The organism is uncultured Aquimarina sp. (genome assembly GCF_947495315.1).
Lineage (GTDB): Bacteria > Bacteroidota > Bacteroidia > Flavobacteriales > Flavobacteriaceae > Aquimarina.
In genome coordinates, this window is the sequence record NZ_CANLYD010000005.1 from 139,359 (window position 1) to 161,126 (window position 21,768).

At 31.9% G+C, this 21,768-nt stretch carries 14 protein-coding genes; 5 read left to right on the plus strand and 9 right to left on the minus strand.

All coding sequences use genetic code 11. The features are described from left to right. Positions 1–14: 14 nt before the first annotated feature. The 6 genes from Q0910_RS10755 to Q0910_RS10780 all read right to left on the minus strand — a co-directional run bounded on the left by Q0910_RS10755 (position 15) and on the right by Q0910_RS10780 (position 13,963). Positions 15–1,664 carry a serine hydrolase domain-containing protein gene (locus tag Q0910_RS10755; protein WP_299215853.1) on the minus strand — a complete coding sequence of 550 codons (1,650 nt, stop codon included), beginning with the start codon at positions 1,662–1,664 and terminating at the stop codon, positions 15–17. A 122-nt stretch (positions 1,665–1,786) separates the two neighbouring features. Then, on the minus strand, positions 1,787–2,881 hold the full coding sequence (locus Q0910_RS10760; RefSeq protein WP_299215856.1) for an AraC family transcriptional regulator: 1,095 nt from the start codon (positions 2,879–2,881) through the stop codon (positions 1,787–1,789). 411 nt (positions 2,882–3,292) lie between these two features. Beyond that, positions 3,293–4,999 carry a serine hydrolase gene (locus Q0910_RS10765; protein WP_299215859.1) on the minus strand — a complete coding sequence of 569 codons (1,707 nt, stop codon included), beginning with the start codon at positions 4,997–4,999 and terminating at the stop codon, positions 3,293–3,295. A 57-nt stretch (positions 5,000–5,056) separates the two neighbouring features. Then, a complete protein-coding gene (locus Q0910_RS10770; protein WP_299215862.1) occupies positions 5,057–6,325 on the minus strand; it encodes a hypothetical protein in 1,269 nt (422 codons plus the stop codon). A 366-nt stretch (positions 6,326–6,691) separates the two neighbouring features. Then, complete coding sequence (locus tag Q0910_RS10775) at positions 6,692–7,792, minus strand: hypothetical protein (protein WP_299215865.1); 1,101 nt, start codon at positions 7,790–7,792, stop codon at positions 6,692–6,694. 63 nt (positions 7,793–7,855) lie between these two features. Then, entirely contained in the window at positions 7,856–13,963 is a 6,108-nt protein-coding gene (locus Q0910_RS10780) for an alpha-2-macroglobulin family protein (protein ID WP_299215868.1), read from the minus strand. A gap of 334 nt (positions 13,964–14,297) precedes the next feature. Between Q0910_RS10780 and Q0910_RS10785 the strand changes: the two genes are divergently transcribed. Together Q0910_RS10785 and Q0910_RS10790 are read left to right on the plus strand one after the other, a co-directional pair. Next, positions 14,298–15,650 carry a Mur ligase family protein gene (locus Q0910_RS10785; protein ID WP_299215870.1) on the plus strand — a complete coding sequence of 451 codons (1,353 nt, stop codon included), beginning with the start codon at positions 14,298–14,300 and terminating at the stop codon, positions 15,648–15,650. Positions 15,651–15,724: 74 nt separating this feature from the next. Next, positions 15,725–17,170 carry a hypothetical protein gene (locus tag Q0910_RS10790; protein ID WP_299215872.1) on the plus strand — a complete coding sequence of 482 codons (1,446 nt, stop codon included), beginning with the start codon at positions 15,725–15,727 and terminating at the stop codon, positions 17,168–17,170. A 19-nt stretch (positions 17,171–17,189) separates the two neighbouring features. On the opposite strand, the gene Q0910_RS10795 is transcribed toward Q0910_RS10790, so the two are convergent. From Q0910_RS10795 to Q0910_RS10805, 3 genes are all read right to left on the minus strand, one after another. After that, positions 17,190–17,789 (minus strand): FMN-binding negative transcriptional regulator, encoded by a 600-nt coding sequence (locus Q0910_RS10795; protein WP_299215875.1) that lies wholly within the window; start codon positions 17,787–17,789, stop codon positions 17,190–17,192. Positions 17,790–17,792: 3 nt separating this feature from the next. After that, on the minus strand, positions 17,793–18,236 hold the full coding sequence (locus Q0910_RS10800; RefSeq protein ID WP_299215878.1) for a DUF1569 domain-containing protein: 444 nt from the start codon (positions 18,234–18,236) through the stop codon (positions 17,793–17,795). Positions 18,237–18,356: 120 nt separating this feature from the next. Beyond that, on the minus strand, positions 18,357–18,809 hold the full coding sequence (locus tag Q0910_RS10805) for a hypothetical protein (protein ID WP_299215883.1): 453 nt from the start codon (positions 18,807–18,809) through the stop codon (positions 18,357–18,359). Between the two features lie 228 nt (positions 18,810–19,037). Here Q0910_RS10805 and radC point away from each other — a divergent pair, with 228 nt between their 5' ends. Genes radC through Q0910_RS10820 form a run of 3 tightly spaced genes read left to right on the plus strand, consistent with a single transcriptional unit; the run spans position 19,038 to position 21,725 of the window. Beyond that, a complete protein-coding gene (gene radC / locus Q0910_RS10810; RefSeq protein ID WP_299215886.1) occupies positions 19,038–19,736 on the plus strand; it encodes a DNA repair protein RadC in 699 nt (232 codons plus the stop codon). A gap of 8 nt (positions 19,737–19,744) precedes the next feature. Further along, the gene (locus tag Q0910_RS10815; RefSeq protein ID WP_299215888.1) at positions 19,745–21,055 is read left to right on the plus strand and encodes a polysaccharide deacetylase family protein; all 1,311 of its coding nucleotides are present in this window, start codon (positions 19,745–19,747) and stop codon (positions 21,053–21,055) included. Beyond that, on the plus strand, positions 21,036–21,725 hold the full coding sequence (locus tag Q0910_RS10820; protein ID WP_299215891.1) for a YjjG family noncanonical pyrimidine nucleotidase: 690 nt from the start codon (positions 21,036–21,038) through the stop codon (positions 21,723–21,725). Before Q0910_RS10815 ends, Q0910_RS10820 begins: the two co-directional genes overlap by 20 nt. Positions 21,726–21,768 lie beyond the last annotated feature (43 nt).

Here is a 21,768-nt window from a genome sequence, read left to right on the forward strand (position 1 = left end):
TATGACGTATTTGTTTACTCAATTGATTTTTTGAAAACTATATTTTTTAGATTCTGCCCGGATACTTTTAAAGATTCAATAACTCCATTAGTATTAGTTATAAAATCTATTTTTCCAAAATATGATTGGTTACCATAAAAACTATTCTTTCCTAGAGGTTTTAGTACTATGTCATAACTTTTATTATTATGCGTCGCAATTAAATTATTGTTTCTTACTACCAAATCATATGAAGTATTATGTTCGGTGTTTTTATATGTTCCGGTAAAGTTATATAAGTTTATGCTCTCTGGTTTTGGTAATTTTAAAACTGTTTTTGCGCAGGGATACGTCATATCGGCAATATGAAAATCAACATGGTCTTTATAGAATGTAAACCTAGAATGTGGGATAAGCGGAAAATTAAAGACGTTTTTATCTAGTACAGGAAGCAGCGTTTTATCTGTTCTTCCAAATTCCTGAAAATATAGATTTCCTTTTTCTGCAATAAATGTATAATAAGAGCCTGGAAATATTTCATAAGTTCCCTCTAGTTTTTTTAGGTTTTTATTGTTTACGGTTTTGTCTACTTTCTTTTCTTGAATAGCATCTTTTAAAATAATTTCAAGAGCATTATACATAACATCCAATCCTAACATGCCTCCCTTATTTGATAAAAAGATAAGTGATAATTCGTGTTCTGGTGCGTGAAGAATGTATGAACGATAACTTTCTGTACCTCCACCGTGAAATACGACATCAATACCTTTGTGTTTATCGTGTTGTAAACCTAAACCATAGTTTGTTTTTTTACCAGAATTTAGAACAGTTATGGTTTGCATTCTTTCATAAAACTCCCTTTTTCCAAAAGTTATCTTTTGATAATTTTTAACCCACAAACCTAAATCTTCTATTGTTGTAAAAATACCAGATGATCCAATCGTAGAAAGTTTAACCGGATTTTTTATATAGTTATTACCGCTTAAGTTATATGAATATGCTTTATTCATAATCACAGTATTTTTATTATCAACAACAGTTGTATTATTCATTCCTAATGGAGTGAAAATCTTTTCTTCTAGTTGCTCTTTAAATGATTTTTCACCTACTCGCTCTATAATTATAGACAGTAATATATATCCCGTATTATTATATACAAGTTTATCTCCGGCTTCAAAATTAGTTTGTTTTATGTTTAATAACATTTCAACAACTTCCTTATGATTCATTGTTTCTACACCTTTTAGGTGCGATAATTCATCTGGATTAGGCAAGCCATGTGTATGATTAGCAAGTTGCTTAATTGTTATTTTATTGGGTAAATCTTTAAGCTCTTTTATATAGAATCTAATATCATCATTAAAAGAGAGTTTCCCTTCTTCTTCTAATAGCATTGCAAGAAAAGTAGTGAATTGCTTAGAAACAGATGCAATGTTAAAAACAGTAGAATTAGATATTGGAATTTGGTGTTCTATATTAGCTAGTCCTTTATAGTTCTGATAAATGGTTTTCTCATTTTGTATAATAGACATTACAGATCCGGTCTGGTTATCCTGATGATAGAAGTTAAATAAAGAATCTATTTTTTTAATTGTTCCCTTTTCAATAACCTCATATTGTGCCAGAATTGACTGAGAGAAAAGTAATAATGCTATAACCCTTGTTGCTTTTAAGATATAATTCATGAGTATCTATTTTTTTTAATTTGATACAAATCTGAATTATTTTAATGTTTTAGAAGTCCGAGTAAAGAAAGTCGGACTGATTTCAGACTAAATAATGGGTTTGACTTAAAGTCGGACTACTGCTAGTTGTTTGATTTTCTGTAGGCTGTAGGTGTTTGATTTGTCGCTTTCTTAAAAGCGGTATAAAAAGATGATTTAGAATTAAAACCAACCTGATATAAGATTTCTAAAACAGTAAACTCTTTTTTAGTAGGATCTTGTAGTAGTAGTTTTGCATCATTTATACGGTACTCATTTACAAAGTCAAAAAAATGTTTCCCTATTTGATGATTGATTAATATGGATAATTCTTTTTCGGAAATATCTAATTGTAATGCTAATTTTTGTAATGTTAGCTCAAAATCTAAGTATGGTTTCTCGGTTTCCATAAATGAAGTAAGCCTTTTTAGATTTTTACTTTCGGAATGGTTTTTTTGAACATTTTTCTGAGATAAATTCTTTTCAATAATTGTTCTTACTGGCTTTAAATTTATATTAATACCCGTAAAAAGTTCGGGTTGATATAATGCTTTTAAAACAAAGAATATAGTTATGGATAAGACAGAAAGGCTTATTATTATATTCATATTTAGGACATATTCTTGATACATAGAATTAGATAAATACCATCTTGTAATAACAAATGTATGCGCTATACAAGAGAATATTGTAATCTGAAATAGCCATTTGTAGATTGCATAATTTGCATTGGAATAATTTTCAAGATATAGTGTTTTGTATTTTTTTAAAACTATAAATACCGTAATTATGTATGCGAAATATTGTAATTCTCCAATTATTTCAAAGAACCATAAACTTTGGCTAGAGAATGCAGTTATCTTGAAAATGATAACAAATAATAAGAATAAAAAGAAATGTGCAATGTGTTTTTTTGTAATCCTAAAGTTAGAATAACAAGCGGATAATACATAAAGATAAAATAAGGGTAATTGTAGTAGGCTAGAAGAGGTCTTTAAATTTTGGATATTGGGATATTCTAACGTTTTGTTGGTGAACAAACCAATCAGATCAAATGCTATAACTAATAAGTAGATGCCAAATAACCTATTTGATAACTTGTTTTTGGTTTTAACAGTAAAAAGAAAAACGGAAAGAATGACCATTATAAAAACAACTATCTTTCCAATACTCTCTATTAACTCTACTTTAATTTCCAATAATTTTGTGCTTTTTTTTGATTATCGCTACCACCAAATATATGAATCTGATCAAGGAAAGCAAGCCTGAACCAATCGATTTATCCTGACATTTTTATTTCTTATTTGGTTTATGAAAATTTGGTAGTTTAATTAAATAAGCAAAAACTCCTCGAAAATACTATTATAGCTATGCTTTTCACAGGGTATTTTGTTGTGCAATGTACTTTTCTGAACAACTCAAAAATATCAGTCCTAAAATGACATTGTTATAATTCGTTTCATCATTTTTTGGATATGTTGGCGACGTGTTTGTATAAGAATAGTTATGTGGATTAAGCACTAAATTTAGGAAATAAATCACGTATAGAAGTCGGCTAGGACTAATGTAAGCAGGATCGTAATAGTAATTAACTTTATGCGATGTTGGGCCTAGTTACTTTTCAATTCTACTGCGGGTAAAATGAACTCGTTTAATAAACTGAGAGGTTTTTCTTCCATTTCTGGGAAGAGATTGTAATTCCCTCCTGTAAAAGTGATAGTCATTTCTATTTCAGGAATGATAATCAAAAACTGTCCACCATTGCCCCAAGCTTCAATAGTTTTCATTTGTTTACCTCCAACATTTCTTTTTAATAGTCTCCATAAGTATCCATAATCTGAATTTTTCGGCCAACTTCCTTTAATATATGGTTGGGTAGAGGTGCTAACCCATTCAGAGCTTATAATTTGTTGATTATTCCATACACCCTTATTTAAAACTAGAAGTCCAAATTTTGTAAAATCAATTGGTCTTAGATAAAAGTCTCCTGGCAAGTATGCTCTTCCTTGTGGGGAAGTCCTCATCTGAAACTTATAGATTTCCATTGGAATTAGAATTTCTTCATATAGGAAAAGAGGTAAGTACTTTTCTGTAGATTTTTGAATAACTCCAGTTAATAAATTCATTCCACCAGATGAATATTGATACTTTTTTCCAGGTTCGTGCTTCATTGGAAGATTCAACTTGTGACCAACCCAATCGTTATTATCCCATTGCATTTCATCTTCGTCTTCTAGTTTCAAACCTGTACTCATTGTTAAAGAGTGATGAATGGTTATCTCGTTTTTGTCTTTATCTAAAATATTATATTCGGGATAGTAATTTAAAATAGGATTATTGACTTGGATGTTTTTATCCATCATCATTGATTTTCCAAGTAACAAGGATGAAATTGATTTAAAGGAAGATCTAATGTCATGAAGATACTCTCTATCGTACCCGTGAAAATACTCTTCAAAAACGAGTTTATTATTTTTAGTGATTATTATACTATGAATATGGTCATATTTGCCACTATTCATTTTGGGCATTAATGCTAACATTGATTTGTTAATTCCAACATCATCTAAAGACGCGGTTTTAATATGAGAATCAATAGCGTCTGGAGTTTTATAAGTGTAATTTTGATTAGCTAGTGGTTTGTACCCATCCATTTTTGACGGATTTAGTTTGGTCATACTTACTTTCCTTTTTCCGCCCGTATTACCATAAGATAATAAAAGATTGTTGTCTTCTGCATTAAACTCCGCTGAGATCCCAAACCTATTATTTGTAATATTAAAATTGATTTCATTACCATTGATCAAAACAGAATCAATCTTAAAATGTAGTTCTCTGTTTTCTTTGTTGCTCTGAATCTTTGCCTTAATAACATCTATGCTATCTTTATAAAATTCTAGATATACTTGATAATCTGTGTCAATTATCTCGGGTTTAACTATTTTGGCAATCCAATAGTTTTTAGATTTCAGAAACTGCAAACTTTGAGTCCAAAGATTATCAGTAATCACACCATATAACGACTTTGTGTTATTGGAAAAAGTCGCATCAAATCTTAGTCCTGAATCACCTGTGAAAGTCAAAAGACTGTCCTTTTTTTCTAATTTAAAGATATTAGCTTTTCCATTTTGGTATAGAATAACATTTTCAGGTGATTTTGCAGGTCTTATGACTATCGAATCGTATTTTGTTTTAGTTTGGAATAAAAGGCCTGACCAGACTCCATTTAATTCTTCTGTATTAAAATTCGCTGGTTTCTTTTTACAAGAAGAAAACAAAAACAATACTAGTATTACGTGATAGATTTTTAAATTCATTTCCTAAGCTGTTTTTAGCTTGTACTTAATATTTCTTGTATGTTTAGTTATTTTTATTTACCACTTCATTACAGGTTCTTCTTTCCATAAAATCAATCGGAAATCTTCATAATGATTTCCATTACCTATGGTATGATTATCTCTAAATCCTTTTCCTAATTGTAATTTATGAAGCATACCAGAATAAGAACCTATCCACAATGTTTTTTCGTCATCTGATATTGTAATTCCACTGATTGTTGAGCCTAAAAAATGCCTCCAGATACATTTTCCATTGTGATCTATTGCTCTTATATATCCGTGAGCATCACCTAAAATGTAAACGTCTGAAGTAGCAACTCCACAATAAACACGCATTCCTTCGTCTATGGTTTTGTATAATTGACTCTCTTCATATTCAGGAATATCAATTCCATTCAAATTATCTGTTGATACTCCAATTGTAATTCCGTTATAAAAATGGCAGGAATTCGTAATTAGTTGATTGTCATTTTTAGAAAAAAGACAATAATGTGGGTATTCTGATTGCTGCCCAATTCCACCTATTTGCGAACCTTCTTCGTCTAAAATTCTATGTTCTGAACATTGGTCTCCAACCACAATAAATCGGTTGTCATTAGATAAGGTTGCATTTTCCATATCAATATAAGAATTCCAATCTTTATCCTCTAAATCAGGTACGGGATGAATCATTTTTTCAGATTCATTTGTGATTAGATATATGCCTTCAGAAGTGACTAGTAGAATTTTAAGCCCATCATTAAATGGGATTAACTCCGTTATTCCTAAATTTTTAGCCTCTTTTAATTCAAAAGTCGAAATTATATCTCCTTCCCAACCTTGAGTAGTTATTATTTTGTTTTCAGTTGCAATAGCAAAGACATTATTTTTTTTGGATTTACCTATAGCATTAATAGAAGAATCTAATTTTAAAGAATTTTCATTGTCAAGAATATAAGCCTGCCTTTTTTGGTATGATGTTCCTGTTAAGAATACAATTTTCTGTTCATTAATAAATTGTAGTTGTTCTATACTTTGGCTTTTCTTTTCCAAAAACTTGATTAATGGACCGTGAGAAGGAGGATAGTCATTCCTAAATTCTTTGACAGTGTTTGTCTCGTTTGCTTTTTTTAAGAGGTTAAAGATATCATCTGCTAAGTGGTCTCTTTTGTCTACTGGTTCTGTTCCTTTCCAGTTTTCCCATCCGTTTTTTTCTCCAAATTCGACCATTTCATTAATCTCTTTGGCATATTTGCTTCCGAGGTTATTCCATTCCTCTTTGATGTTGATTGGTTTTTTCTTTTTATTAAATAAGTTAAATTTCATTTATTCATTTTATTTAAAAACGCAACTTTTAATATATGTGTCGTAGCAGAGCAAAATGTTACCGCGCTTTTCGATTTTTCAAGGCATTGGTTGCTACTTTACCTTTTTGCAAGCATTGCGCCATTGCAAAAGTACAACAACCTATAGATTTATTACTTAGCTGTTATGATCACGTATATCGTGTTCTAAGCCGTTTTTTTATTTTTCCAATCCCTCTTTTCGAAACTTCTAACATTCGAGCTATTCTTTATTGAGTTCAGATATTCCACAAGAAATCTCACGTTTTTCATCGTTTTTTGACATATATAGCAATTAAAATAAACAGTTTGATTTTTAATAGGAGTTATCAAAAAGACAAGTTTTAACTTAATAATCTCTTCTAGAATACAAATCCTTTTCTTTGATATCTATGGATGTAGATTTAAACCAAGTTGCAAATTTCTCGAATTTTTCAGGACTTTCTTTATACCATTTTTCAAATTCTTCAGGATTCCCCTCTGAAATTAACCAGTAAGTATATGCTTCAAATATTTCTTCTTTTTGAATTTCTTTTTGGAATGAGAGTATTTTATTAGGATACTGTTTATGGAACTTTTTCTGTTCAAACCAAAAATCTAAAAAACTTTTTCTTGCATTGTAGATCGACTTAATATCGATTCCTGAATGAAAATTAATTCCAGCAAATGCATACGCACTCGCATAGGTCCCGGCAAAAGGGAGTATCCCTTTTTTAAGATCTTTCATATCCTTTTTATCAGTAATAATTATTTCAAAACCTTTTTTAGTAATATTGAATTGACCGGAAGAATCTGTCAATACTTCATAACTTTCCTGATAAGTGTCATAAAGTAATTTGCTTATTTCCGAAGTTCTTTTTGATCCGGCTTCTAAATTCATAAATATTTCACCATATAATAAGGTCCACAGTTTCTCGTCAGTATTGGAGAATAGTTTAGATAATTGATAGTAATTAGAAGGGTAATTAGGTTCTACTTTGATTCCTTGTTCCCAAAATACTATTGCTTCATTATAGTTTTTTCTTAGTGCCTCTATAACCCCAGATTCCAGATAAAACTTACCGGATTTAGGAAATTTTTTCATCCCTTTTTGATATGTTTCTAATGCTTTTTCTGGTTTTTTGATGTAATCATAACTATTTCCCAAAAGTTGGTAAATGTAATCTGACACATCTTTGTGATCTGTCAATTTTTCTAATATTTTGATAGCCTTTTTATATTCTTTTTTTAGATAGTTGGCATATGCAATTTCGTATGGAAAATCTATTCTATCTGGATATAGTTTTGTCCCTTTTTTCAGAATCTCAATGGATTCATCGATTGCGCCATTGTCCATAAGTTGGATGCCTTCTTTCAAAAGCTCTTGAGCTTTATCTTTATCTGTTTGAGCAATTATGATTGAGTTGTATAGGATACATGCAATTGCAAACAAGAATAAACTTTTTGTCATATCTGTTTAGTATTAATTTAGCTATTTCTAAGATGGTTTTAGTCACTTTGAAAAAACTGATGATTACTCCACCTTCACTCGTACTCCTTCAGAATGACTGCTAAACTCTGGTGCATACATACTTTGGATCGTAGTGATACCATTAGAGAAATCTCCTTTGTTGTTAACACGCAGATCATATTCAAAAACATAAACCCCCTTTGGTAAATAGTCAAAGAAGAAATTAGTAGAAGCATCTTTAGTACTTTCATAATATCCTAATCCATCTTGATATTTGTATTGTGAGATCACATTGATGGGTTCTAATCCAGATGCGCGCATATCCTTCATATGCACAAACTCCATAGTTCGATCTGATCGCAATTCTATTCGAACTCTTACCAAATCTCCTAATTGTAATTGTGTTTTATCAGTGATTTCTGTAATCTCCTCACCAGTATCTGTATTCTTTTTAAGGAATAATTTTTTCTTTAGTTTTAATGGAGTTTCTGCTGATGTTATCTTATCCAGATTTTCAAAATACTGCCAGTACAAAGCTCCCCAAGCAATCCCTTTTCCTTTTTTGGTGATTTTGGCTGTAGCCATATCTTTTTGTATTTCATTAGCGTTCCAGGAAGTTTTAAAATATCCCGTTCCGGCTTCTACTTTTACATCGTCCATCTGGCTTGGATCAATTTTCTGATCGCCCAATACAATCTCTACCATATCGGTCACAGATAACCAATCACTGCCTTGTAATAGTAAAGCATATACGGCTTCTGTAGTGGCTTTGGTGGTTTTCCAACGATTGGTCTGTTTGTTCTTTAATAACCAAACCTTAAGATTATCTACAATCTCTGTTTTTTTAGGCTCTTGCTCAATCTCCGCAAAAACTTCAATCATTAACGCCTGGGTTTCTATTGGTGCCTGATACCAGTACCAACTCGCGGTATTCGATTTCCAATACATACCCAATTCTTCGCTAGTGATACTTTTTTGATCTAATGATCTAATGATTTTGGTAGCCGTAGTAGCATCATTATTTCGATGTAATATCAAAGCCAACATTCCTTGTGAATATAAGTTTCTGTTCAGCCAATACTTTTTAGACTGTCTCATATAATACTCCCAAGCTTCATTAGTACTATTAGCTCTTTTGATGTCCGAAAAGAAACTACGCATGTATAAATAGTGTGTCTGTGTATAACTTAGATGATCTTTATTGATATCGATCTTATTTCGCTCACAGTATTTCTTAAGCTCATTGTATTCTTTTACAAATTCCTGATCCAGATATCGAACCGCTTTTTGTAGCATATTCTGAGTCTTGCTCTCAAATTTTGTAACACCTAATTTTTTTAAGTGCCCAAAACCAGCCGCGATATGTTGTGTGATATAGCGATTCTCTCTTCCACCTTTAAACCAAGGAAATGCTCCTGAACTAAACTGTACTTGCTGTAATTTATTTAATGCACTCTGCAATTCGTTATTCATCTTATTAAGATCAAAAAGCAGTGCGATGCGTTTCTTTTGTTCGGTTTCGCTTTGTGCATCTCGTAACCAAGGAGTTTCTTGGATAATCAAAGATTTTAACTCCTGATTTTTTTCCAGACTACTTAGTAAGGCATCGGTATTTTTCCATTGATTAAATACTTCCTGAATTCTTGGATTAGAATTGGCAATATGACTAGCCAATGAATTGGCATAATACCTGGAGAATGTCTGTTCGGCACATTCATACGGATATTCCATCAAGTAGGGTAGTGCTTGTACAGCATACCACGCTGGATTAGAAGTCATTTCTAAGGTAAGCTTATGGTTTTTTAACGTAGTAGACGTATTATCCTTTAGCTTATCTAACGTAAATGTTTTGGTCTGATTCGAACGAATCCACATCGGTAATGTCTCTGTTACCATCATTCTGTTTGATAATACCGGTAATACATTCTGCTCACCATCAGAGAAATCTCCTGCTTTGGCTACAATTTTATATTGAACTGTCTGTACATTATCTGGAATCTGAAGGTTCCAAGATACATTAGTGTTCCCTGCTGCTTTTACAGAAAAATCCTGACGAATATTTGCGTTCTGCAAATCTGCATCTATGGATTTTCCTGTTAAAGCGTCTATCAATTGTAATTCTATAATACCTGTAAGATCTTTAGTAGAAATATTAGATACTTTAGAACTCAGGGTAATTTGATCTCCTTCTCTCAGGAATCTGGGAGGATTCGGTAAGATCATTAATTCTTTCTGGGTAACCGTTTCTAATACTTGTGTGCCAGCATTTAGTTCTTTGGTATGTGCAAGTAGCTGTAATTTCCATTTGGTCAAAGCTTCAGGAGCTGTAAAATTAAAACTTACATTCCCTTCTGCATCAGTGGTTAACTTCGGAAAGAAAAAAGCGGTTTCCTGTAGGTTTTTACGAATTTTAACTCCTTCTAATAATGGCTCTTTCTTGTCTTCTTTTACATTATTTTTATTTTCGACATGACCCAATGAATCTGCCTCACTTTCTTCTTTCACAGCATTCCCAGATACGGCAACTTCTTCCATTTCTGCATCATCAGCAACCATTTCCATTGCCATCGGAGCGGGAGCACTTTTATTAGCCATTCTGCTTCTTTTCATTCCTCGTACACTTCCTGCGAGACCATTTCCATAATAATAAGAATTGCCAAAGTATAACCCAAACCAGTTTAATTGATCATACCCCTGATGATGGAAACTAGTGTGTCGCGTATACCCGTTATAAATATTGAAATTTCCTTGGGTAAAGCTTCCGGCAGCTTTTCGTTGTGAATATGAATAGTAAATAGGTCTGTTAATCGGATTGAAATACCATTGATGTGGTCTGAACTGATCTAATGAAGCATCATACATGCTCGCCAGCAGTTCGGCAGTTACTTTGTCTCCCTTTGGACCTTTAACTGTAAAGCTCCAGGTTTCTTGTTGTCCCGGTTGTAGCTTGTCTCTAAATGTTTTAGTCTCAATCGTAAGTTCTGAAGGTTCATAAGGAACTGCAATAGGCATAGTACCACTTTTGTAGGCGTTATAATTAGCAAAACTGTATGTAACCGCAAATCCACCCAGATCTTCTTTGTTTACTGGTATTTTAATGGTTTTACTATTATTGGATAATTTTACAATTTGGGTTTCAATAACCTTATGGTTCTTTTCGATATCTATTGTTACATACATATCTTCTGAAGCAGAACCTAGTTTTAGCATCACTTCATCTCCGATAGTGTAGGTTGTTTTATTCGTAGTAATTTCAAACAATTTATTATCCGAAATAGTATTATCTGATTGGTCAAATACAGTAATGTATTTGATGTCTTTTACCTTTTGTCCGAATTTATCTTTAGTGTTAAGTTCTATAATATACTTACCAGCTTCCCACTTTTTGATATTTCCAAAAGATATATCCTTAGTACCTTTCTCATTATCTTTAGTTTCTTTGGTATCATAGGTTTTATCAAAAACCATGTTTCCCTTTTCCCAATTTCTAAAATCATCTTCATTGCCATATGCATCATGAGGGAATAATTTTTTGAATTCTTCTTTTGTAAAGCTACTATAATCCGGTGCTTTCCAAGGGCGAGTACGTAGTGGACAATCTGGTGCTTGTAACTTATGGATTTTTATTGTTCCACTATTTGCTATAAATTCATTATTTAAATTTTGGGTAGCGATACTGAGTGTGTTATCTTTTTTGGTTTTGTCAATTTCGGAAGTGATATTTATGGATGCGGTTAAGGCGTGATATCCAACATTAACATAGGTAGTGGTACTTCTCGTTTCCCCATTGATATCAGTAACATCTGCAATTACTTTATAGGTAAAAATCGGTTGATTTTCTTTCGAAATACTTTTGTCTGGTAGCGCAGCAAATGTGATGCTGTATTCACCTGTGTCATTAGTCTTAGTTTCTCCATGTGTGATTTCCTGTTCTTCGGTGTTTCTTGGAAACCAATAACACCAGCGTGGATATTGTATTTGTCTGTATACGCGATATACTACTTTAGCATCGGTGATATTGCTACCTGCATAGGCAGTGGCAGTACCGGTAAGTTTGATACTGTCATTAACTTTATACGTTTCAGTAACCGGGTTAAATTTTGTTTCGAATTTAGGGCGTTTATACTCTTCTACAGAGAACGAAGTACTATTGTAATTATCTGTTTGAATTGTATAATTACCGGTTAATCCAGAGGATGGTAGAATAAACTCACCTGCAAAGGATCCATATTCATTAGTTATAAAGCTCAATAATTTAACTTGTTGCCCGTTTACATCAATAAGTTTTGCAAAGGTTTGCCTGTTGGCTACCACTTTAGGATTTTCTTTTCCTGTTGCAGCCATCATTATTCCTTTAAAATATACCGTTTGTCCTGGTCTGTAAATACTTCGGTCTGTAAAAAGGAACGAGGTGTGTCTGGTACTTATATCAGGTTCATTGGTGCTGGCATACTGATTAAGATATAATCCACTAAAATAAGCTTTGTCTGTTCCCTTGCTTACTGTTGCCAAAACATTGTAGTAATAACCTTCTTTAGAAAAAGAAGCTTCTCCTTTTTCGTTAGTAGTCAAGGTTTGGTTTAAGCTGTTTCTTTGGTTGTTAGAAACCAATTTGATAGTGGCTTTAGGAATCGGAGCACCATTATTTCTATCTATTATCTGAAATTTTGTTTCGCTTGCTGTTTTGTTTTCAACTAGGGTAATATTTGTGACCTGAAGATTTCCAAAAGAAAATGTGTGTTCTTCACTTAAGTCTTTTGTGGTTGATCCGACGATAATATAACTTCCTTGTTCTAATTCGGGAACTGCAATTTCGGTAGTGTGATTTTGATAGTCTTTTTCGTCACGAATTGTGGAACTCCAAGAATGGACAACAGATAATTTATTCAGAAAAGCGATTTTCTCCTTTTGTTTATAAATTTCCTGAAATGACTTTAATTGATTTTGTTTGACTTTTAGAACTTTAAAATATAGTAACTCCAAGTTTTTATAATTCACTAGAAGTCTGGTTGGTTTGTTAATCGGAATATAACTTTCCAATCTGATAGAATTTACTTGTTTCTCAAGAATTTGATCTTTTAAATAATTACAATTATTAGCTCCTCTGGATTTTGGATATTTAGTAATTGCTTCTTCACAAACTTTTAAGGCTTTCTGAAGTGCCCATCGATGTGTTTCATTTTCGGTAGGTATATACGTTGAAGCCTGGGTTTGGTATAGCGTTGCAATTTCATAGTCATATAAAGTAGAAGAAGCATTATTTTGATGTTTTTCTTTTTCCGAAACCAAAGTTGCTAGTAGCAGTTCTTGTTTATCACTAAATAGAGCATTATCGTGGATAAACTTCAGGCGCTCTATATTTACTTCGATTAAAGCATCAGGTTGCTTATCTCTTTTGTGAAAATTGATGAGGTTTTGATATATTTTTAATGCGTGAAATTGTAACGATAATGAATCTTTCGTTGTGATATTCAGTCTAGAAAATTCCTCATAGCTCTTTAAATAATCAGGAGAATCTACTTCAAATGCATATGCTGGTTTGGTAATATTGGTTTCTGAAGTTTTATAAAACGCTAGTGCATTATGTGATAAAAAATCAAAAAGCGTAGGTCTATAGATTTTAGAATCATTGGATTGAGAAAGGATATCATTAAACTCTACAAGATCTGTTTGTTGGGCTAATAGACCGTTATTTAATGATTTCTCATAATACAAATGGATTTCTGCAAATAAAGTTTCTAAATCCCAGGTTCTAAAATCTTCTTTATCTACTTTTTCAGAAGTTTTAGTCCTGTTATAGAATTGCCATCGATGCTCTTGAAAATATTGCCAATACAGATTGGCTAAAATGCTTTCTAGAATATTTCTTCTAGGAAATTCACTTTTAGCAATTTCACTTTTAAATTCCTTGATGATATTTAATTGTGCATTTTCTTCTAATACTAAATTATACTTAGCTTTATAGAGTAATGCTTTAGTAGCTTGATTCGTGTTATTAACTTTTTTAGCATTAGTGTGAATCATTTCTACAACTTCTAATGCAGATTTTGGAAGCCCTTGTTGGTCAAAATCTTCTACTTTTTTCCAATCGCTTTGATAGTTATCTTGAGCCATCATATAATTTAGGTTTGTAATAAAGAGTATGAAAACAAGAATGATATATTTTTTCATCTGTTTGATTTTTTGTGTTTGTTAAAACAATAATACAAGTCTTATACCAATCTTTATTGGATAAAAGCTTGAAGAAAGTAAATAACTATATAAAGCTACATAATTGCAACGATAAATTAGGGAAAACCTTGTTTTGTTTAGTCAAAGAGGTGAGTTTTTGAGTGTGAGAGTTTTTGAGTATGTGGGTATGTTTGGGCGTGAGGATGTTGTTTGAGGCTAGTTGAGTGAAAAATAAATAAATTCCAAAACTAACAGACTTTTTGTTTTATCGTAAATCATAATTCTAACTTCGCAATTAATTTTATCTTTACTCTTTCGAATCAAGAATATAATTATGCGTGTACATTTTATTGCGATAGGAGGTAGTGCTATGCACAATCTGGCTATGGCACTGCATCAAAAAGGAGATCAGGTAACCGGAAGTGATGATGTGATTTTTGAACCATCAAAATCAAGATTAGATCGGTATGGGTTATTGCCCGAAACTTTTGGTTGGTATCCTGAAAAAATCACTAAAGATATTGATGCGATTATTTTAGGAATGCACGCCAAGGAAGATAATCCGGAATTAAATAAAGCTCAGGAATTAGGATTGAAAATATATTCATATCCCGAATTTCTTTATGAACAATCTAAGAATAAAACTCGTGTAGTAATCGGTGGTTCTCATGGAAAAACTACCATAACTTCTATGATTTTGCACGTATTACATTATCACGAAAAGGAAGTGGATTATATGGTGGGCGCTCAACTGGAAGGTTTTGATACGATGGTGCATCTCACAGAAGATAATGATTTTATGGTGCTGGAAGGTGATGAATACCTTTCTTCGCCTATAGATAGAAGACCTAAATTTCACTTGTATCAACCTAATATTGCATTGATAAGTGGTATTGCATGGGATCATATTAATGTATTCCCAACGTTTGATAATTATGTAGAACAGTTTCAGGTTTTTGTAGACAGTATTGTTCGTGGAGGAAGCATAAATTATAATGCAGAAGATCCTGAAGTAGTTAAAGTAGTTGAAAACTCAGAAAATCAGATTCGGAAAATACCATATAATACGCCAGAATATAGAGTAGAAAATGGGGAGACCTTACTACAAACACCAGAAGGGGAGATGCCTATTGAAGTTTTTGGGGCACATAACTTGAGTAATTTGGCTGGAGCCAAATGGATTTGCCAACATATGGGCATTGATGAGGATGAGTTTTACGAGGCAATTGCATCTTTTACCGGGGCTTCTAAACGATTGGAGAAAATTGCAGAGAGTTCTAATGCTGTTGCTTATAAAGATTTTGCACATAGTCCGTCAAAAGTAAGTGCAACAACCAATGCTGTTAAGGAGCAATATAAAGATAAGCAGGTAGTGGCTTGTCTTGAGTTACATACGTATAGTAGTCTAAATGCGGAGTTTTTAAAGGAGTATGAAGGCGCACTAAATGCAGCTGATGAAGCTGTAGTGTTTTACTCACCAAATGCTGTAAAAATTAAACAGTTAGAAGAGGTGTCTGCAGATCAGATTGAAAGAGCTTTTAAAAGAGATGATCTTATTATTTATACGAATCCGAAGGAGTTTAAATCATACTTAAAACAAAAAGATTTTACCGATTCTGCCTTGTTACTTATGAGTAGTGGTAATTACGGAGGACTAGACTTTGATGAGGTGAAAGAGATGATTTAATTTAAGTTTACAGAAAGATAAAAATAAGGTGTTGCATTTTTGTGACACCTTTTTCTGTTTAATGATGTAACACTATGATTATAAATAGTACCAATATTGTAGAGGAATTATTTAGGAAGAGGCATGGTATGGTAAAAAGGAAATTTGGAGGTAACAATTTTGATTTTAAAAAGATAAGTTTAAGTAGACTCATAACTGGGTTAGGAATTGGTTTTTTTACAATATTTTTTGTGTATTCTTTTTTAACCATTTTTGTTGAAGTTTTTAGAATATTTCAATTAGGATTTAATGATAGTAACGGAATTATAAAATTTAGCCCCTATCGACAATATTGGAACAATGTTTTATCATCTGGATTAGCAGTTGTATTAGGTAATTCAGCATTTGTTTTATTCTGTTTAAGCAGACCTCAAAGAGTATTTGGGAATCATTCCACAAAGCATAAACGAATTATTAATGATCATATATTTCTTGCGTTTAATTTTGTGTATTGGTTTGCAAAAGTTGCTTATTTTATTGGTTTGATGGTTTCTATGTTCATAGATTTTGAATTCATCCATCAGTATTATTTTGTATTTGTCTTATTGTTAGTTGTCTTGTTTTTGGAAAGCTGGAAAACTCTAGGTCAGGTCATCAAAAAGAATAGACTAAGAGCAAAAATCCTACATTTTTTAATATTAACGATTATTGCTTTGGTTTTAGCTTTGCATCATCCATTAGATTCACGAAAAATAAATGATCTAATGGAAGAAAGTAATCCTACTATAGAGTTGCCAGTTTCTGAATACGAAAATTATGAGCCTATAATTTCATATATGACCCTTAAATTGTTTTGGGATGAAGGAAAGTATTATGTTATTTATGGTAGAGGAGATTTTAGGATAGGTTTGGATAGATATAATGACTATTTGGAAAGTATTGAGAATGAAATGTATAGGAAGGATTTTACCACAATTAATTTGTTAGCAGCAAAAGAGACACCAATTAAGATTGTGAAAAAATTAGAGAAAATACTTTATATTAATGGTTATTATAGGATTAAATATGTTACTAAAAACAATGATAAACTTGTTGAGCGTTATCCTAAATATGGTATTGCTACAAGAATTAGAATTCCCGATTATTTAATGCCCGAGTTTCCAATGCCACCTAGGTTAGATATGATTTATTTAGAAGGACTTACTAAAAAAACTATACTGGTTGAAAATGGTTATACTATAGGAGAGCAAAAAAATGTAGGAGATAAAGAGTTAAAAAAAGTATTCGAAAGATATATTAGAGAAGATGTTTATTTTGAACTCGAATATTCCAAAGACCTTTCTTATCAGGAATACATGGATGTATTATCTTGCTATAAGCAAGTTATTTTGAAAAAGAGAAAAGCCCTTGAGGTATTATCAGATAAAGGGGATTGTTTTGATTATTCTTTTAATAATGAACAATTTAAATTGTGCAAGGAAGAAGTTAAGATGATTAAACGTAAATTTCCTTTTAATTATAGGGAGGTAATAATAGATTAACAGGTTTTAAGATGTTATATTAAAAATGCTTCTCAAACAATCCATTAACAAAATCAGAAACACTCTTCTGATTGTTTTTGATTAATTCTTGTTTAGCATTTTTAATATCAGCAGGTACTTTATCTTGACTAAGTTTAAATTTTCCTTCCCATTGTTGTACTTCAATTTCAAAACAATGTATATAAGGAACTAAACGATCCATGCGCGGATCTCCTATTGATAATTTAAAATCTTGATTAGGAGCCTCGAGGAACTCTGTCATAGTAACCATAGATTTTTTTATAGATTCAGGATCTTTAATTTCTTTTACAATTCCTGTTGCGTGTGCGATGATATAATTCCAGGTAGGTAATTGCTTTGTAGTATAAATAGATGGTGAAATATAGGTTTGTGGTCCCTGAAAAACAGCAATGATAGGGTAGTTGTCTTTTAATAATTCTACATGCGGATTATTGGCATCGATATGTCCCACGAGTTTATCTCCATGAAATATAAGAGGTGCATGAGTAATAAAAGGTTTTGTTCCTTGTGCAGAAATTATGGTAGCAAATGGATATGCAACTGCTACACTTTTAATATTCTCCGTATTATAGTCTTGGTGATGTTTTGGTGGATACACAGACTATATGTTAAACTGTTGTAGATGATGATCTAAATGCTTGTATTGCATTTTACCCCATTGATCTTTTGTGAACTTTCCAAACATAGGGTGCGGATCCCATTCGGTAATAGTTCTTTTTTCAGAGAATTCGTTTACCAGTTTTAATAAAGTCTGTTTTTCTTCGTCAAAAACCTTAGCATCTACTATTTTAAGTTTTGGGTGTGTTGGTAGACTTTTCTTCCATGGTTTGTCATTATACATTGCTTTTTTAAAGAATAACTTAGCCAATAAACTAGGTTTCATTGGTGGGTGTTCTTTTTTTAATGCAATTTTAAGTGGAAACTGACAATGATAAAACATTTGAGAAATATCCATCTTGCCCCATGCCGGAGCACTGTCATTAGATAATTTATGAATGCGATCTTCTATTTCGTTTTTTACAGTTTCATCAAAGAGGGATTTCATATCTTATATTGTTTAGTATCCAATACTCAAAAATAACAGAATTATTTTAAAAATTGGATATAGATATCCTAAGCTATTATTAAATAACTTTTCAATAAAACAAAAAAGAAAATAGATTTGCTAACCTACTTTTTCGAAAACAAGCTTTAGTATGCCTTCTAAATCACCATTGGCAGAAATATCTGAAGGTGTTCCAAGATTCATCATTAAGGGTTGGTCTTTAATTTTTCCTTGTAAAAAGTATTGGAAAGTATTTCCAAATTTAAATTTGAAACCTTTCAACTCACTTCCAAAAGAAGTAAAAATAACTTCGCTTCGTTCATCATCACTCTTTCCTTCTGCAAAAGCACTAATGGTAGCGTAAAAGACATCTTTTAACATATCATCGCTATAATAATCCCACTTAATTGATGTTCCATTACAGGCTAGTAATTCAAACTCCGATTGTGCTTGGCATCCTCTAGGTACTTGTATGTGGTTTCCTACTAGATTTAAAAAGCTGATACGTTTATTGTCTTGTCCATAGAAACTAATAGTAACTAGTAATAATACGAAAGTAAAAATGTTCTTCATAAATAGGTTAATTTGAAGTTGTTAAATTCAATGTTTTTAGATTATGGGTGGTCAAATATAGTAAAACTTTCATTTTCAAACAAATATATGTTTAATCAATCCGTAAACATGAACACTGTGAACAATATTTGTTGGTATTTTTCGGATAATAATATCTTGTATTTGAGATAAATAGTTTATACTTATGTCTTAAAGTGTTTAGGGAATAAAACTGTGTTAAAATTTTTTATGAGTGAATATAATTCTTCATTTTCTATCAGGGAATGGGATGAGAATGATCGTCCAAGAGAGAAATTAATGGTTAAAGGGAAGAATGCGCTCAGTGATTCTGAATTGATTGCTATTTTGATAGGTTCGGGAAATCGCGATGAAAGTGCTGTGGCGTTAAGTAAGAGAATTTTAGCCAGTGTAGATCATCAAATCAATTCATTAGGAAAACTCTCGGTAAAACAGTTAATGGGCTTTAAAGGTATAGGAGAAGCAAAAGCAATTGCCATTGTTGCCGGATTGGAGCTAGGAAGAAGAAGGAAGGAAGAAGACGATCCTGTGATGTCTAAAATCACTAATAGTAAAGATGCATATAGTATTCTCAATCCTTTTATAGGAGATTTAGAACATGAGGAGTTTTGGGTGCTTTATTTGAATAATTCAAATAAAGTATTACAGAAAAAACAGATCAGTATTGGAGGGAAGACAGGAACATTGGTGGATCCAAGAATTGTATACAAGTATGCATTAGAGTTTGGTGCAACTTCTATAATTTTGGCTCATAATCATCCTAGTGGATCGTTAATTCCTAGTTCCTCGGATAAAGCATTAACTCAAAAGCTAAAACACGCTGGAGTAAGTTTAGATATAAAATTATTAGATCACTTAATAATAACAGAAAAGAAGTATTTTAGCTTTGCAGATGAAGTAATGCTATAAACAGAAGTATGCTATTAGTTTATGTTCAAAAAATAACTCCCAGAGTATCTTATACGTTTAGACATATCTGTAAACGAATTTTGGGATTGGAGGTTGACTTTACTTCTAAAATAGAGTCATTCATTGCACATGATGGACCTAAACTGTCATATGGTAAACAGCCACTGGGGAAAGAACTTTATTTTCAAAGTGTTGATTTACTTTTTGAGCATGGATTTAATGAGGTGGATATTCAAGTTTTTCCTTGGGAAGATACTCAGTGTTTTTTTCAGGTAAAACATGCGAATGCAGTATTACCATTCGACATTTTTGCAGCTACGTTTTATCTCTTAACCAGGTATGAGGAATATCTTCCGCATGTAAAAGATGAACTTGGAAGATTTACTGCTACAGAAAGTATAGCTTACACAAACGGATTTTTGGAAGAACCAGTGGTTGATATATGGTCATATAAATTCAAGAATGTTTTAAAAGAAAAATATCCAAATATAGAATTTCAGGAAAAGCAATTTAGTGTTCTTCCTATTTTATACGTAAATCAGACCTTTGCGTATTGGCAAAAAGGAATTTTGAGATCAATAGGAGGGGGGATACGGGATCTTTGGCAGTTAAAAATCACTGAAGTAACCGATAGAATAAAGGTAATGTTGGGATTGAAAAAAGATCCATATAATACCTTTGATTTTATTATTGACTTACAAAAAAAGAATGTCAGGAAATGTATTATGTTTTTTGGTCTGGGCGATTATACAAATTATGAGAAAAATATCAATCATAATAATCCTGAGCATAGAGGAATAATTAAACACGTTTCGGATTATATAGATATTGGCCTTAAGGTGTCTTATGAAGCGATTTCGGATTTAGGAGTATTAAAAAAAGAGAAAATGAGAATCGAGAATATTGTAAACAGACAGTTGCAATATTCGTTATGTGCTTTTTATAAAATAAAGTTACCCGAGGCTTACAGGAATTTTATTGAATTAGAAGTTAAAGAAGACTATTCTATGGGTTATCCAGGGCATTCTGGTTTTAGAGCTGGAACCTGTACTCCTTTCATGTTTTATGATCTGGATTATGAGGTGCAGACACCATTGGTGATACATTCTTTTTGTTGTACACCCAAAAGTTTTGAGAATGCGGAAAATGAATATGCTGTAAAGCAAGAGTTAAATGCTTATATAGACAAAATAAAAAAGGTAAACGGGTTATTCATTCCGGTTTTTAGTAATGGTTTGTTTAGTGAACTCAATGAACAAACTTATTGGAAATCTATATTGGAATTTATTTGGAATAAAGATGAAAATAGAAAAGCTTGATCACATATTTTTTGATTTAGATCATACACTTTGGGATTTTGATAAAAATTCGGCTTTGGCGTTTCAGTTAATGTTCGATAAATTCGAAATTCAGATTTCTATTGATCAATTTTTATCAGTATATCAGCCTATAAATTTACGTTACTGGAAATTATATAGAGAAGAACAAGTAACTAAAACAGAACTTCGTAGAGGACGTCTTATAGAAGCCTTTGCTGTTTTTGGTAAACAATTATCATTAGAGGTTATAGATGCTTTGTCTGATGATTATATTAATTTTTTGCCTCTTAATAATTATTTAATTGATGGCGCAAAAGAGTTGTTAGAGTATTTAATGCCAAAATATCAGTTACATATTATTACCAATGGTTTTAGAGAGGTACAACATACAAAACTTTCTAATGCTGAAATCAGACATTATTTTAAAACCATAACCAATAGCGAAGAGGTTGGTGTTAAAAAACCTAATCCTATTATTTTTGAACATGCTCTAAAGGTTTCCGGTGCCGATATTGATAGGAGTTTGATGATTGGAGATAATTATGAAGCAGACATTGTCGGTGCAGAAACTATGGGGATCAAGACAATATGTTTTAACTATCACCAAGAGCAATTGCCGGCAAAAGCCATACAGGTTTCAGCATTAAATCAGATAAAAACTTACATTTAGTAATAAATATTTGTATATTTTCGTTATTACTAAACAACTCCCC

What these genes read in the sequence shown, in the direction of transcription:
- Q0910_RS10755 (WP_299215853.1), bottom strand. Translation starts at nt 1,664, where the DNA reads ATGAATTATATCTTAAAAGCAACAAGGGTTATAGCATTATTACTTTTC.
- Q0910_RS10765 (WP_299215859.1), bottom strand. Translation starts at nt 4,999, where the DNA reads ATGAATTTAAAAATCTATCACGTAATACTAGTATTGTTTTTGTTTTCT.
- Q0910_RS10770 (WP_299215862.1), bottom strand. Translation starts at nt 6,325, where the DNA reads ATGAAATTTAACTTATTTAATAAAAAGAAAAAACCAATCAACATCAAA.
- Q0910_RS10775 (WP_299215865.1), bottom strand. Translation starts at nt 7,792, where the DNA reads ATGACAAAAAGTTTATTCTTGTTTGCAATTGCATGTATCCTATACAAC.
- Q0910_RS10780 (WP_299215868.1), bottom strand. Translation starts at nt 13,963, where the DNA reads ATGAAAAAATATATCATTCTTGTTTTCATACTCTTTATTACAAACCTA.
- Q0910_RS10785 (WP_299215870.1), top strand. Translation starts at nt 14,298, where the DNA reads ATGCGTGTACATTTTATTGCGATAGGAGGTAGTGCTATGCACAATCTG.
- Q0910_RS10790 (WP_299215872.1), top strand. Translation starts at nt 15,725, where the DNA reads ATGATTATAAATAGTACCAATATTGTAGAGGAATTATTTAGGAAGAGG.
- Q0910_RS10800 (WP_299215878.1), bottom strand. Translation starts at nt 18,236, where the DNA reads ATGAAATCCCTCTTTGATGAAACTGTAAAAAACGAAATAGAAGATCGC.
- Q0910_RS10805 (WP_299215883.1), bottom strand. Translation starts at nt 18,809, where the DNA reads ATGAAGAACATTTTTACTTTCGTATTATTACTAGTTACTATTAGTTTC.
- radC (WP_299215886.1), top strand. Translation starts at nt 19,038, where the DNA reads ATGAGTGAATATAATTCTTCATTTTCTATCAGGGAATGGGATGAGAAT.
- Q0910_RS10815 (WP_299215888.1), top strand. Translation starts at nt 19,745, where the DNA reads ATGCTATTAGTTTATGTTCAAAAAATAACTCCCAGAGTATCTTATACG.
- Q0910_RS10820 (WP_299215891.1), top strand. Translation starts at nt 21,036, where the DNA reads ATGAAAATAGAAAAGCTTGATCACATATTTTTTGATTTAGATCATACA.